The organism is Salinicola avicenniae (assembly GCF_023736115.1).
GTDB lineage: Bacteria > Pseudomonadota > Gammaproteobacteria > Pseudomonadales > Halomonadaceae > Salinicola > Salinicola avicenniae.
Genome location: NZ_JAKQZC010000002.1, coordinates 36961 through 52278 on the forward strand (window position 1 = coordinate 36961; position 15318 = coordinate 52278).

At 52.7% G+C, this 15318-nt stretch carries 11 protein-coding genes; 2 read left to right on the forward strand and 9 right to left on the reverse strand.

Annotated features, from left to right (window positions below):
• The first annotated feature begins 66 nt into the window (after window positions 1-66).
• Both MC381_RS03760 and MC381_RS03765 read left to right on the forward strand, forming a co-directional pair.
• A complete protein-coding gene (locus tag MC381_RS03760) occupies window positions 67-1050 on the forward strand; it encodes a Bug family tripartite tricarboxylate transporter substrate binding protein (RefSeq protein WP_251976400.1) in 984 nt (327 codons plus the stop codon).
• A 160-nt stretch (window positions 1051-1210) separates the two neighbouring features.
• Window positions 1211-2668, forward strand: coding sequence for a mechanosensitive ion channel family protein (locus MC381_RS03765; protein WP_251976401.1), 1458 nt, complete (start codon window positions 1211-1213; stop codon window positions 2666-2668).
• A gap of 38 nt (window positions 2669-2706) precedes the next feature.
• Here the strand turns inward: MC381_RS03765 and MC381_RS03770 are convergent, their stop codons facing one another.
• The 9 genes from MC381_RS03770 to MC381_RS03810 all read right to left on the reverse strand — a co-directional run bounded on the left by MC381_RS03770 (window position 2707) and on the right by MC381_RS03810 (window position 15312).
• The gene (locus MC381_RS03770) at window positions 2707-4122 is read right to left on the reverse strand and encodes a mannose-1-phosphate guanylyltransferase/mannose-6-phosphate isomerase (protein ID WP_251976402.1); all 1416 of its coding nucleotides are present in this window, start codon (window positions 4120-4122) and stop codon (window positions 2707-2709) included.
• 165 nt (window positions 4123-4287) lie between these two features.
• Window positions 4288-5643 carry a UDP-glucose dehydrogenase family protein gene (locus MC381_RS03775; RefSeq protein ID WP_251976403.1) on the reverse strand — a complete coding sequence of 452 codons (1356 nt, stop codon included), beginning with the start codon at window positions 5641-5643 and terminating at the stop codon, window positions 4288-4290.
• 81 nt (window positions 5644-5724) lie between these two features.
• Entirely contained in the window at window positions 5725-7074 is a 1350-nt protein-coding gene (locus MC381_RS03780) for an O-antigen ligase family protein (RefSeq protein WP_251976404.1), read from the reverse strand.
• A complete protein-coding gene (locus MC381_RS03785; protein ID WP_251976405.1) occupies window positions 7071-8342 on the reverse strand; it encodes an exopolysaccharide biosynthesis polyprenyl glycosylphosphotransferase in 1272 nt (423 codons plus the stop codon). Before MC381_RS03785 ends, MC381_RS03780 begins: the two co-directional genes overlap by 4 nt.
• Entirely contained in the window at window positions 8332-9543 is a 1212-nt protein-coding gene (locus MC381_RS03790; RefSeq protein ID WP_251976406.1) for a glycosyltransferase family 4 protein, read from the reverse strand. Before MC381_RS03790 ends, MC381_RS03785 begins: the two co-directional genes overlap by 11 nt.
• Window positions 9540-10790, reverse strand: coding sequence for a glycosyltransferase family 4 protein (locus MC381_RS03795; RefSeq protein WP_251976407.1), 1251 nt, complete (start codon window positions 10788-10790; stop codon window positions 9540-9542). Before MC381_RS03795 ends, MC381_RS03790 begins: the two co-directional genes overlap by 4 nt.
• Window positions 10791-10810: 20 nt before the next feature.
• A complete protein-coding gene (locus MC381_RS03800; RefSeq protein ID WP_251976408.1) occupies window positions 10811-12523 on the reverse strand; it encodes a hypothetical protein in 1713 nt (570 codons plus the stop codon).
• 186 nt (window positions 12524-12709) lie between these two features.
• Window positions 12710-13612: a hypothetical protein gene (locus MC381_RS03805; protein WP_251976409.1), complete on the reverse strand. Its 903-nt coding sequence runs from the start codon at window positions 13610-13612 to the stop codon at window positions 12710-12712.
• A 62-nt stretch (window positions 13613-13674) separates the two neighbouring features.
• Window positions 13675-15312 carry a heparinase II/III family protein gene (locus MC381_RS03810; RefSeq protein ID WP_251976410.1) on the reverse strand — a complete coding sequence of 546 codons (1638 nt, stop codon included), beginning with the start codon at window positions 15310-15312 and terminating at the stop codon, window positions 13675-13677.
• Window positions 15313-15318 lie beyond the last annotated feature (6 nt).

Here is a 15318-nt window from a genome sequence, read left to right on the forward strand (position 1 = left end):
CGTGGCTTCGACGCCCAGACTGTCGAGCCACCGACATTCGACAATAACCGAAAGGGACGCCACGCCATGCGCCACATTCCCCGTACGCTCGTCGCCGGAGCGCTGATAGTCGGCAGTTTCAGCACGGCCCAGGCCTTCGAACCGAGCGGCAAGGTCGACTGCATCGCCCCTGCCAACCCGGGCGGCGGTTGGGACTTCACCTGTCGCTCCGTCGGTCGCGTGCTCTCCGATCTCGACCTGGTGGAAGGCAACGTGCAGACCACCAACATGCCGGGCGCCAGCGGCGGTGTCGGCTTTTCCCATGTGGTCCAGAAGCGCGCGGGGCAGGAATCGCTCATCGTCGCCGCCAGCACGGTCACCACCACCGGCCTGGCACGCGGCCAGTTTCCGGGCATGGATGCCAGCATGGTCAACTGGATCGGGACGCTGGGCGCGGATTACGGCGTAATCGCCGTCGCAGCGGACTCGGCATACCAATCCCTGCCAGAGGTAATGGAAGCGCTCAAGGCAAACCCGCGGGCGGTCACCTTCACTGGCGGCACAGCCACCGGCGGCTGGGACCACCTCAAGCTGCTGATGACCGCCAACAGCGCTGGCGTCGACGAACTCGCGCGCATTCCCTATCTCGGCTACAACGGCGGCGGCGAAGCGGTGACGCAGACGCTAGGCGGACATGTCGACGTCTTTGTCGGTGATATCTCCGAGGTCGTGAGCTTCGTCGAGTCCGGCGACCTGCGCCCGCTGGCGATTCTTTCCGACGAGCGCCTGCCCGGTGAGCTCGAACGGTGGCCCACGGCGCAGGAACAGGGTATCGACACGATCGCCCCCAACTGGCGCGGATTCTATATGCCGGCAGACGTTTCCGACGACGCCTACCGCTGGTGGGTCGACACGATCGACACGCTGTACGACAGCGACGAATGGAAAGGCGTAATGCAGCAGAACGGGCTGATGCCCTTCGAGATGCAGGGCGAAGCGTTCACGACCTTCGTCAACGACCAGATTGGCGAGATCGCCGATATTTCACGCCAGATCGGGCTCTCGCCGTAAAAAACGCCCACCACCTTCTTGTCTATCGCGCCCGCCACCATCGCGGGCGCGAGCGATTGACGCCCGGTCTTTTCCCGCCAATGACAGGAACACGACGAAAGTTGCAGCCAAAGCGCCTACGCTGAGAGAGGGATACAACAGCAACAAGACCCAATTGCCCATGAATGCCACCCGTATCAACGCCCTGATCAGCGGCGGTATCGACGCGCTGCCGTTCTGGATGATGGCCGCCGTGATCATCGGCGCCACCGCGCTCGCTCACGCGGCACTGAAATATCTGCACTATCGTCTCCGCCGGCTCAACGACAGCCGGCTGCATCTGCTTAGCGCCACCGCCAAGGCCGTGCATCCACCGCTGGTCGGTGCGCTCTGGGTCTATGGCCTGTTCGGTGCCGCTCACTATCTGATACCGACCGATGTTCAGGGGCATGCCCTGATTCTGACAGCCGCCCACTTCTTCGCCGCCCTGCTCGGCGTCTGGTTGCTGATTCGTGTCTGTCGGCGTCTGGTCGAAGTGATGGACCGCTGGGGCGATGGCCGCACGACGATGCTAGAGCGTTTTCTGGTGCCTTTCATGGCGCGTTGTCTAGCGGCGCTGATCCCGATTTTCGTGTTGTTTTCGATCTTCCCTGTCTTCGTCACCTCCGCCAGCCTGGATACGGCACTGCACAACCTGACCAGTCTGATCCTGATCGGGAGTATCGCCGGGGTATTGATTCACGGGGTCAATATCAGCGAGCGCGCGCTCAGCGAACGCTACCGTTTCGACGTTGAGGAAAACGAGGACGCGGTAGCGCGCAAGGTGCACACGCAGATCACCGTGCTGCGCAAGCTGATCAACTTCGTGATCGTGATTCTGGCCCTGGCCTCGATGCTGATGGTGTTCGAGAAGGTGCGTCAGCTCGGGGCCAGCATCCTGGCCTCGGCGGGGATCCTCGGCGTGGTGCTCGGCTTCGCCGCGCAGAAGGTACTGGGGAACCTGATCGCCGGCATCCAGATCGCGCTGACACAGCCGATCCAGCTGAACGATTCGGTCATCGTGGAGGGAGAATGGGGATGGGTCGAGGAACTGACGCTGACCTACGCCGTGGTGCGCACCTGGGACTGGCGCCGCGTCGTGCTGCCGATCACCTACTTCGTGGATCACCCGTTCGAGAACTGGACACGCCGCGACAAGGACCTGATCGGCGTGGTGATCCTCTACGTCGACTATCAGCTGCCCATGGCCCCCCTGCGCGCGGAGTGCCAGCGTATCGCCGAGGCATCCCCGTTCTGGACCGGCCGCGTATGCAAGGTGCAGATGCTGGAAATGACCGATCGCAACAAGCAGCTGCGCGTGCTGATCAGCAGCAGCGGCGGGCCGAACACCTTCGACCTGCGCTGCGAGATTCGTGAAGGATTGATCGACTTCATCTGCCAGCACTACCCGCAGCATCTACCCACGGTCCGGCTGGATCTGCCGCAGCGGGATGGTGGCAACCTGCCGCAGCCGCCACTGGCCGAATCACTGACCGATGATGCCGAATCGCAGGCTGACGACGCCACGTCACCGACCGAGGATGACAGGCAAATGGCCAACGGCGTGACGGCCGGCGAGGCACGGGTAAAGCACGGATGAGACGGACTACCTGATCGGCGTTTCGAACAGCGTCACGGCTACTCGGCGTCCTCGCGGCGATAGACATCATCCAGACGCTCGATATCGTCCTCGCCGAGGTAGCTGCCGCTCTGCACCTCGATCAGCGCCAGCTCGATCCGGCCCGGATTCTCGAGCCGATGGACAACGCCGAGCGGAATATAGGTCGACTGATTCTCTTCCAGCAGGAAGGTCTCTTCGCCTCGCGTGACCCGAGCGGTCCCGCGCACCACGATCCAGTGCTCGGCGCGATGGAAATGGCGCTGCAGCGACAACCGCCCGCCCGGCGCCACGCTGATCTGCTTGACCTGATAGCGCTCGGCGGCGTGGACACTGTCGTAGCTACCCCAGGGCCGATGCACCCGGCGATGCTGGTCCCACTCCGGGCGCTCGCGCTGCTTCAATGTCTCCACGATCTGCTTGACCGCCTGGGCGGAATCGCGATGCGCGACCATCACGGCATCCGGGGTTTCGACGATCATCAGATCGCGCACGCCCACCGCCGCGACGAGGCGGCTCTCGCTACGAACCAGGGTGTTCTGCACCGCCTGTGCCAGGACATCGCCTTGCAACGCATTGCCCTCGGCGTCCCGCTCGGCGACCTCCCAGGCGGCCTGCCAGGAGCCGACATCCGACCAGCCGGCCGCGAGCGGCACCACGCTGGCGGCCCGCGTCCGCTCCATGACCGCGTAATCGATCGAGAGCGACTCGCAGCGGGCGAACGGCGCTGCCGCCACCCGCAGGAAATCCAGATCGGCGCGGCGCCCCTCCCAGGCTTCGCGGGCCGCCGCCAGCATGGTCGGCTTCGCGGTTTCCAGCTCCTCGAGATAGCGGTCCGCGCGCATCACGAACATGCCGCTGTTCCAGAGATAGCGACCACTGGCCACGTAAGCCGCCGCCGTCTCGGCCTCGGGTTTTTCGACAAAACGCGCCACCGGCACGGTTCCCGCAGTCCGGGGCATTTCAGCGGCTTCGATATAGCCGTAGCCGGTTTCGGCATGGGTCGGCGTCACGCCGAACGTCACCAGCTCGCCGTCGAGCGCCCCTTGTAGCGCCGGTTCCAGCGCGGCCCGCCACGCGGCCGGTTCGGCAACCGCGTGATCCGCCGGCATGACCAGCATCACGGCCTCCGGATCGCGATGCATCGCCTGTAGCGCTGCCAGGGCAATCGCCGGCGCCGTGTTGCGCATCTCAGGCTCCAGTAGAATCTCTGCCTGCCACCCCGCCTCGCGAAGCTGCTCGGCCGCCAGAAAGCGATGCGCTTCCTGACACACCACGATCGGCGCGTCGTGGGGCGTTTCCCCCAGCCGTGCCAGCGTCTCCACCAGCATGCTGCGCTCGCCGCCCATCGACAGGAACTGCTTGGGGTAACTCGCGCGGGAAACCGGCCACAGGCGCGTTCCGGCACCGCCGGCCAGTACCACGGGGATCAGCATGGGCATGTCCTTCTGCAGAGTCGATCGATCCTCGATAGCCTAGCCCAATCCACGATATCGCGCGGGTCGCCGCCCCAAAACCAAAAGGCCCGATACCTGTCGGTACCGAGCCTTGAGCGAGTCAATCGGGCATTTCGAGCGCAACGGTGTCGCTAACGTTGCACCTCAGTGCGATTGCCGGCGGTTCACCTGGAGCGAATCCCCCCGCCCCACGGCGAAGTAGAGCAGCCCGGCCGTGCGCACCTGCGCGGGGTCGAACAGGTTGCGACCGTCGACGATCACCGGCGTCGTCAACGCCTTGGCCAGCGCGGAGAAGTCCACGGTGCGGAAGGATTTCCACTCGGTGCAGATCACCAGCGCGTCCGCCCCGTCGACGGCGTCGTCACGAGTTTCCATTAGCGCGAGATCGTCTCGCTCGCCGTAGAGACGACGGCACTCTTCCATCGCCTCCGGATCATACGCCCGAACGCGCGCACCGGCCTGCCACAGGGCCTCCATCAGCGCCCGGCTCGGCGCCTCGCGCATGTCATCGGTGTTCGGTTTGAACGCCAGCCCCCAGACGGCAATCGTCTTGCCCTGCAGCGCGCCATCGAAGGCCTGGTTGAGCTTGGCGAACAGGGTCGTCTTCTGGCGATCGTTGACCGCTTCAACCGCATTCAACAGACGCGGCTCATAGCCGATCTGGTGGGCCGTGCGGGCCAGCGCCTGCACATCCTTGGGGAAGCAGGAGCCACCGTAGCCGCAGCCGGGGTAGATGAAGCTGTAGCCGATACGCGGATCGCTGCCGATGCCACGGCGCACCTGCTCCACGTCCGCGCCCAGCCGTTCGGCCAGATTGGCGATCTCGTTCATGAAGCTGATCTTGGTCGCCAGCATGGCGTTGGCGGCGTATTTGGTCAGCTCCGCGCTGCGGATATCCATGAACATCAGCTTTTCGGCGCGGCGGTTGTACGGGGCGTAGCACTCCCGCATCAACGACTCGACCTGCCTGGAATCCGTACCGACGACGATGCGCGCGCCGTGGGTGAAATCCTCGATGGCCGCGCCTTCCTTGAGAAACTCCGGATTGGAGCAGACATCGAACGGCACCTGTGCACCACGCTGCGCGAGCGCATCGGCAATCGCCTCGCGCACGCGATCCGCCGTCCCGACCGGCACCGTGGACTTGTCGATGACGACCTTGTACTCGTCCATATGCGTGCCGATGGTATTGGCGACCGCCAGTACGTACTGCAGATCCGCGCTGCCGTCTTCATCCGGCGGAGTGCCCACGGCAATGAACTGCAGCGTACCGAAGGCCACGGCCTCGGCCGCGTCGGTAGTGAACAGCAGCCGCTCCTGGGCCACGTTCTCGGTCACCAGGGTCTCGAGCCCCGGCTCGTAGATCGGAATCTCGCCCTGCTTCAGCCGGGCGACTTTCTGCGCATCGATATCCATGCACATGACTTCATGACCGGCGTCCGCCAGGCAGGCGCCCGTCACCAGCCCTACATACCCCGTACCGAAAACCGTGATTCGCATGTCAGTGTTCCAGACTCATTGACTCATTACAGATGCGCAAACGATACCACTCAACCTGCAGGGATGCGCGGCTGATCAATCTCAAGACTCACCCTGCCCGTGGTCGACCAACTCTGCGTCGGGTGACGCTATCTCGGTGCCTTTGACATGCGGGCGAAATAGATAAAATGACAACGCGCAGCCACCCACAATAGTCACGAAATAGATTCCCGTTCGGAAGATAAAATAGGATTCCGTCAGATTGGCGATGGCAAAAAAGACAAACGAACACGCCAATCCGGTTGCCAGATATCGATGGCCCCGCTTATAGGCCTGACGGACACCTTCCCACATGGCTCCGCATAAGATGCCCAATATGGTCAGGCCGATCAGTCCATAGGCCAAGGTGATTTCGATATAGGAGTTGTGGAAATGCCCGAAACGATCACGAATGGCTTGCGGGAACGGGCCTTCGTCGATGAGATATTTTCGACTATCGGCTCCCCAACCGGTCAAAGGGCGTTCGGCAATTTTTTCGAGCGCATAGCGCCAAGTATGGAGACGGATACCAATGCTAGAATAAGGGATACTATCCCAATCCAGCTCAGCCGCCGTTTGCATTACGCTAGCCTCCTTGTCCAATCGCTTCTCGATCAAACGATCAAACTGCGTTGCGCCAAATGCCAGAAACGCCATGACAATAGCGACCATTACAAACAGTGTTCGAGGCTTTGTGGCTTTCCCATGATGAACACGAAATAACCGATAACAGAGATAAGGAGCGATCAGCACAAAGACAACGGCAAGCGCCAACCACACGCCCCGCGTTTGAGTTACAATAACGCCAACCAAGGCGACTAGAGACAGAAGCACGCTCAAGCTCAGTTGCCACGCCCGCCCATGGGATGACACTAAATGCCCTAGCCAGGTCAGCGCGGCGATCAAAGCCCAGCCAAAATAGACCGAGGTATGTTGGGCATTGTGGTAATCAAAATCGACACGCTTCCCCTGAACACCCGCCCACCAACTTTGCCAATCTCCTTGCCAGATAAGCGACACCCAAAACCCCGCCAGTGTCGCTATCAAAATCGTTAACGCTCGTGAAGAACTCCCTTTGACCCACCAGGCAATCATCAAGCATAGAAAAAGCTTCGTATAATGACGCTCGCTTGTAATGGAGTCATCAGCCGGAAAGCGCGCGACTGAAAACTGATGCACAGATATCTGCAGAACGACAAAGGCGACTAACAGCAGGAAAATCCAACTATATTTCGTCGCCCTATCACTCTCCCCTACCCAAGAAAATAGAAAGGACAACAGTAGGAGAATTTCTGCAGACCTTGAAATTTCCAGATTTACCAGCCAGAAAAAAGCGTAAGCTACAGCCAGCACACCCATCAATATATCAACACGCCGCATCCGGGCTAGAGAAAAACCGATCGATTTTTTCACCGTGAACCAAACCCTGTCAGCATTGTCTTGAATGTTTTTAAAAAAATCAAAAGATCTAGCCACAATGAAAAATGCTTGATGTAATAAAAATCGTACTGTAGCTTCGCGCGCATTCCATCGACCTCAGCAGCATAGCCTTGATTAACTTGCGCCCAGCCTGAAATTCCCGGCCTCACTACATGGCGATAACTGAAGAAAGGCACATCCCGTTCGTACCAAATCGACAACCGTGTTGTCTCTGGCCTAGGGCCTATGAAACTCATCTCCCCCTTTAAAACATTAATAATTTGCGGCAACTCATCGAAACGATACTTTCTTAGCCACTTACCAATACGCGTAATACGGGGATCATTCCCATGCGTAAATTCGGCACCTTTTTCGCCACATCTCATTGTTCGAAACTTGTACATTCTAAAAGGCCGCGCACGATACCCCATTCGTTGTTGAACAAAAAAAACGGGGCCCATATCTTCTTTTTTAATAAAGAAAGCCACACCCACTAACAGCGGAAGAAGAAGGGGAAGAAACAACACTGCCCCAACAATATCGAGAGATCTTTTAACAGCAGCATAGAAAGACGAGGGAAGCAATGTGCCAAATTCATTTTCTGCCAGATGTTCTATCTGCACCCTACCCGTTATCGACTCTTCAATTTGCTTAACATTATAGACTGGGATATGAAACAACGTGCATTTTGCAATGAACTTCTCCCACTCTGGCGTCATATCCTTTGCGTAGAAATCAGCCACCACGCCATCAAATCTCACGCTTTCTAAATTAGGCTCTGTCAAGAATCGCAGTTCCACTTGCCGCCCCCCTCTCATCATGAGAGCTTGCCCCAAAGGCACGACAGCCAGCTTTTGTGAACGGTACCTTCTCCCCACAAGATACCCAAGGAAAAACCATCCCAGGCATAGCACATAGCCGTAAAAAAGGACTTGTCGTGTATAACCTTCTCGAGTAAAGAAAAGTGCCGCCACAACTATTAGATAAGCGATGGACACCGCCGGCAAAATGAATGACACGACTTGGACACCAGGGTAGCGCATAATGCGCCTAAGCGTAAAAACGATGGCCGTGAAGGAAAGGATAATAGCCAAAAGCGTATTACCGCGCACATCTGGCATGTACTCCCAGAACTGCCACCCCCATCGTAGGACTGCAGGAGTCAGCGCTACAATCGGCAAGCCCACCAGAAACTGTAGGGGGAGACCAAATAACAAGCGCTCATACCATCTGGAATGGCGACGTTCGTATTTAGCTTCCATGCTTCAATACCTTCAAGATATCCGATGCCATTCTTTCCATGATTTTGTCACGCCGCCATTTTTCGACAAACTCTTCCCTGGGAGTATGGACGAGTTTCAAGCGATAAAGTGCATCCACTGCATCCTTCGCATCGCCAGCATTAAACAGTGCAAGATTTTCAATCTTTTCATTAGCGAATGTAGCAGAATATCCATGCAATCCGGCAAGTATTGGCTTCCCGGTAGCCGCGTACTCAAACAGTTTTGAGGGTAACACCGTATCGAGGGAAGGCAACGTATTGAGATGTAAAAACAAGACATCTGCCTGTTGGTATGCAACCAAAAGCTCTTCGCGAGGGACTGGGTAACGTAGCTCCACATTAGTAATACCTTTATCCCTAATAGCATGCGCAAGGTTTTCTCGACCTGCCCCATCACCTAGGACCAGAAATGTCGCACGCTCCCTCAAGAGAATGGCTAATTGAGGCAATATATGCTCTATCCCCTGTCCGGCCCCGAGATTGCCTGCATACACCACCTTTAAGGAAGTACCGCATCGCCGCCGACCTTCTTTAGCAAAAACACCGGTTTCGAATGCCTCGATGAAAGGTGCGTCGATTCCATTGGTATACCAGGAGAAGGATTGCTCGGGATAGCGCGAGCGGAAGTAGGGTTCGAAGCCACCAGAAACCAAATTTATTCGATCTGCTTTTGCCAGGGACCATCTCTCCATAATGGAAAATAACGCAGCAAGTGGATATCCAACTCCGAATGGCATTATCGAGGGTAGGTTATCGACAAAGTTGTCTCGAATATCCAGATAAAGCCGCGCTCCACTACGCATCGCCACCCAACGAGCCAAAACGGCAGTCATCAAGCGCGAGGAAGTGGCAATTACTAAGTCGTAGTGTCGATCGCGCGTCAACCGACGGACCTGAGCAGCATAAGACGCGAAAGCTCTTGCCTGGGAAACCATGCCCCGTCCATCGCTAGACACGTCGAACCTGTGAATCCGTACTTTCTTATCACCCGACACATCATCATTCACAGCACCTTCCATGCGGTTACCGAAACGATTGGGCGCCGTCGTGAGCACCTCGAGCTCGCTGTCAGTGGAAAGTTGATTCGATAACGCCTTCACTAGTGCTTCGCAACGAAAGGCGCCGGCGCTGATATCGGGAGGATAGTAGAAGCCGAGCACCAAGATCCGGACCACCATCATCGCGTCGCCATACCCGCGCCAGACTCTGGCAAGATGCGGGCATAGAGCTCGGTCAACTCCTGCTCCTGAGCTTCCCAGTTGAGTGACCTAGCAGCTTTTGTCGCCTGTTCACGATAGTAACCGCGCTGCTCAGGATCCTCGACCAGGCTCTGGATGGCGCCGGCCAATGCCTGTGTATCCCCCGGAGCTACCAGCACGCCGAGATCATTCTCTCGAACGACCTTGCTGATCTCCGGCAACCGGCTCGCCACCACCGGAAGACCCGCAATCACATACTCGAACAACTTATTGGAGTCGGTCGTGAAATGGTTAAGGCAGGTGTTCTCGATAGGCTGGACGCCGATATCGGCCGATGCCGTGTAGGACAGCAGCTCGCTCAGCGCCACCGTAGGGATGAAGCGAACCCGTTCGCCCAGATCCAACTTCTCGACGAGTTCGTGTAGCTCTGCTGCTTGGCGCCCTCCTCCTAGGAAAACGAAATAGGCATGCTGTACGCTTGCGGCAGCTTCCACCAACCTTGGCAACCCCCTGCCCGGCTGCAACCCACCCTGGTACAGCACGATAGGCCAAGACTCGGCTAACCCAAGTTCCTCACGAATACGGTTCGAGCCTTGGGTCTCGACGAGACGCGGACGATTCTGCAGTACCACCGGGCGTGGAATGCGATAAGCCCGTGAAAAAAACTTCGCACGAGCATCGGTGGTGGTGATGGTGCCCGCGGCCCTAGGCATGAGTTTCTTTTCAATCCAGCCCACTAGCCCGCGAAAGGCCTGGTAGCCTTCTCGATCCGTGCTGATTTCGTGGGCATCATAGACGAGTGGCACTCGGGACAGTCTGGCAGCCAGCCACGCCGTCGGAAGTACATTCACGTCATGAGCGTGAATCACCGCAGGACGAGAACGGACCAGTTGGTAAGTCAGCTCAATATGCGCCCAGGTTCGCGCAAAGATGCTAAGCAATTGCCCAACTAGGCGTCTCCTCGAGCCAGCCCCATTGGCCACCGCTAGTTCTGCTGTCTCAGCCGCATCCGGGTAGGCCCGCCACTTGCGAAATCTCCAGAGCGGACTGCGCGCCACACGCACAACCTTGACGCCTGACTCTAGCGTTTCTCTCTGTAACGTCTTTCCCGGAGCATGCAGCGCATGAACGACAACCTGATGACCTGCTGTCTGGAGAGTCTGAGCTTCCTTCAGGACACGAGCGTCGTTAAGAAAGTCGTTCCATACAATCATGGAAATAGTAGACAAATCGAAATTCCTGAACGTAGTTAAGCCTTGGACTCGGCCAGTGGACCATCTTCAGACTCCCTGTCCCAACAACCGAGAATTTCCGGTATCAACGTAAGTGCCTGAATAAACTGTTGCCTTCTACACAATCTTTCGACCTCAAACAAGAACGCAGCGAGCTTTGCATCGTTTATGTTGACATCCTTTAAGATTGCTCTACTCGCCTGCGCTTCCTGTATCGCATTGTGAAGTTGATCAAGCTGTTCAGACTCAATAGACCAACCGGCGCCAACAGGCTCTAGGCTCCATCTTACCCAATGGATTAACAGAAGTTCATCTTCTCCGTCTTTATAGATCAAGTCTTGGGAAATCTCGGGATTTACGATAACTAAAGGCAGTTTCTGCACGCGTTCCATTATCTCAATATACTTATTAGAGAATTCGTAGACATAGGAATCAGAACTTCCTTCTGTCATTCTTGAAATAGTCATCAACCGCTCAACTAGCTTTTCATCTACACGCTGCCAAAGCAGTGGCCGTGATCGGCTATACTTTGAAGACAAGTCTTGACTTGGCTCAATTATCATCAGACGTTTTAAGATATTATTTTTGATAGCTTTTATTTGTTTAGGTAGAAACTGTTCGATTGGACACCACTTAAAAACATGGCAATTTAAACCATGTATTTCGTCAACCCCCAAAAGAGAAAGCGCAGGAAGCTCTCGATTCCCAAGGAGTAAAGTCGCCTCATGCCGAGCTTGAGCTTTTTTATTTGAACCAAAAAGCTTTATTATGTATCTTCCTTTCTTTTCATCAGCTTTTCCAAATGCTTCAATTTTGAACGCGGCAACATCCGGAATCCCCAATTGATCCCACTCAACTTTGACTTTCTCAATCAATTCATCAACAGTATTTCTTAGTACAGCGACGATCCACCCGTTACAGTCCGCAGTTTGAAGAAGGCTCCAAAATGCAGTTTCATGTCTTTTTATCTCTTTTACCAGAACATGCCCATGAAAGAACAATGCATTTATCTTTGTTCTCTGATCATACAGTCCTTTTAAATCATTAACCAGCCCAGTTATCCGAGAAAAACCTTGTCGCATCAATATTAGAGCAACTACAGCAACCAATAAGCCAGGTGGGTCTCCCCATAAAAAATGTCCCACCATGAAAAAAAATGCTATCAGAAAACCTATATTTGTTGCTGTGCCTAAAACTTTTCCGGGAGAATTTTCTAAATCTTCTTTAACCTGCCCCTCTTTAGAATACAAAAAAAGAAGCACGAGAAAAACAACGAATGCATAGCCCATCAAAACCAAGGCAAGATACGGATAAATAAGAGAAATACTTAACGAAATAAAAAAAAGAAGAATACTAGTCGCTAGACTTCTCGAGTAGCGTTGATAGCCTTGGTTGGCTATCACATCTTGATTCTCAAACAAAGCCATCTTCTGGCTTTTTTCTAGAAGAAGATTAGCACCTTTCATAGCCCCATAAGAGACTATCTTCTCTGACAGAAAATGAAGAATATAAAAACCAACAGCCAACAAACTAAGAAAAACAATCAAAATATCTCGATCTATTCCCCAAAAAAAAGACGGAAAATATTGGGGAATTTTTTCTGACCCTAACAGCATAACAACTTTCAGAGGAAGTAAAGAAGCCACCACGACTGAAAACTGCGATACCAAGGTTGCTAAAACAACAATAAGAGTGAACTTAGGAACCACTCTAAAAAATTTGTTACCCACAGATATCGACCATCGCAAAGATGACTTAACCTTTATAAGCAAGAAGACTCCTCCCCAACCAAAGAAGAAGGTTTAAAGAACGACGACATGATATCAAAAAGTACCATGCCCCCTCCTTCCAAGCCATATGAGCACCTCTCACGTTGAAATATCAACACACTTTCTCTCGCTCAAAGATAGAAAGCATTAGCAATATTTTCTTCCTGTTTTTTCACTAATCTTCTCAAAAAGATCGGAAAAGCTCTCTCGTGCAAACTCATAAAGTTCATCTGGAATTTCCTTAGCCGCTCCATGATACTTATTTGTCGCGTGCCCGTCAGAGATGGCAGTTTCCACATTGCATGATAAAACACTACGACTCACCCCCCCACCAAGCAAATTAAAAATAGCATCAGACAAAGAGTGCGGGTTAGAAAAAAGGTCCTCAAAAATCAAATACTCGTCATATTCGTACGAAAAGGCGGCATTATAAAATTTAGTTGTTTTTTTGATATTTTCTTGCAAATAATCTCGATCACTAATATCTTTCTTTCCCAAATACTCTCTATATTCGTCCTTCCTAAACGTTCTTGACATCACCAAATCAACAGGATTCCTAACAATGAATGCAGACGAAAAATTTTCAGTGCAATCAGAAAAAGTCTGAAGCTTGGCCTTGTGTGCCGTATTAATTATTATTGCTTTAGAAAAAATATTTTCAGGTGATGTCGAATTGATCAAATGATACATTTCCATAAATTTATTTTTTTGCTTAGGAGACAGCTTCCCTAACGCTCTTTCTGTTTCAGGTGCAATATATACTTCACCAAGAGCAATAGAGGGCGACGTTAAACTAATAATGTGTTGAATCAAATGTGAGCCTGACGCTCCAAAGCTGGACAAAAAGACTGTTTTCCGAGCACATTTAATCCTTTCTTCGGCTATTTTAGATAGGATAGATAGTAATGCCTCGTTTTCCCATCCATATCGATCTTTTATTGCCTTTAGTCGATTAATGCTTTTCTTTTCTTGTCTAGAATTTCCCTCCCAATGTCGGCCCATATTACTAACGTAATCAAGAATCAGATCGACAGACTCTTCTTTGTCCATAACAACTCCTGTTACTCAAACCTAAAACATATAATAAAAAACAGCGGAAAGATTAAAACTTTCTAAGCGAAGGCATTGACTTTTAAATATGTTTTATGCTTTCCTGGACCTTCCCAATACGAAGTCATACGAGATGATTTTTTGTATACTCCAAATTCACTTGAAGAGATAGCAGAATTACACATATCCCCTGACCACCCACTGTACGTGACAACCGAAGACCTAGTAGAACCTGGCCTAATCGCCACAGCCCCCCCTTTTTCAGAACTGTACTTCACCCCCTCTTTTTCTGATTGGATACAATGATTGTAACCAGGTCCTAAAAACCAATTTGTTGCTAAGAAACCAGAGTAGAAATCAGAGTGCGCCTGATCTTCAATCAAAACCTCTCCTTTTGTTATTTTTTCTATGTTTATAACACGCCGAAGCCTCCATCCCTTATAACAAAAAGTTTCGGCGACAACTCTAAGTGGATCACTTTTTAAACCAAGGCGAGCTTTACGAGGCGTTCTACTGACCTTCCTCTCAGCTTCTACCCCAGGAACATACAGCGTATTATGAGCCATAGGAGACCTGACAAAAATACGCTTCAAATCCTTCTCATTGTGAGAATAAAGGCCACCGTCACCAAGAATCAACTTATCCCCAATCTGCCAATAAATTGACAAATCATCATCATGACGATGGTAATGTGAAAACTGACCCGCGCGGACAATGAGCTTCGACCAGTTATTGGTCAGTTCATCTTCATAACCAACAATTATGTATCCTGATTCGGAGTAATCCCAAATACACACTCCTGAAAGTTGAAGCGGAGATGAATTAACATCTTCGATCTCAGAAAATTTTACTTTCATCCCCCCTCTCGTATCCCCTAACAAAGGTAGGGTTCCATCAGGAAGCGTTAGAGCACTTAGGAACGACCTCGCATTATCTAAATACTCTTCACCAACCTTAGATAATTGATTATCACCTAACCTCTCGTAGTCAGAAAGAGCAACTAACTTACCTATCATGAATTGATGGTAGCCAGGGCTATTTTCTTTATGCACACCCTGTTTAGTAAAAGCAAAACCCACTTCATCAAGTAGTCTTTCTCTGGATATTTCCCTTGCGGTTATTAGGTCCTCACACTCTGGAAATATAAGTGAAGCTCTCAACAGGATATCCGCTTGCTCGAAGCCGTGATTGGTTCTCTTGCTATAATTTTTATCTTTGGCAAGCCAATGAGCATGGCAAACAATCTCTTGGTCTAAAAATTTCTTTAATGCGTGGTGCGAGCTTTTCCTCCCGAACAGTACCACATATAAATCTGTCAAATGTCTTAGCCTTAGTGCTGTAGCATGATCATGCCACATCAGGGGAGACTCTTCAGGATATTTTTCAGCGCATGCTTTCCACTGCTTTAATCCATTCCACAAAAAATCGATCAGCACATCATCGTTCGCAGTTCCATCCTCTAGACAGCGTCCAGCTTGCGTATACCACTTGACAAATGGAAACTGTTGCAACTGCCACCACCAATTTCTATTAACAGGCCCACTCTTCCAGTCAAATGTTTCAAGGTCGAGAGAGGCATCTTCAAAGTCATTGAATACTATTTTCCCATTTACCGCGTCATTAAGGTTGCTGTAAGCGTGCGCTGAATCTCGCTCAAGCACCTCTGTCAAATAGGAGCTTAATGGATTTCCCAGACTCATGAATAA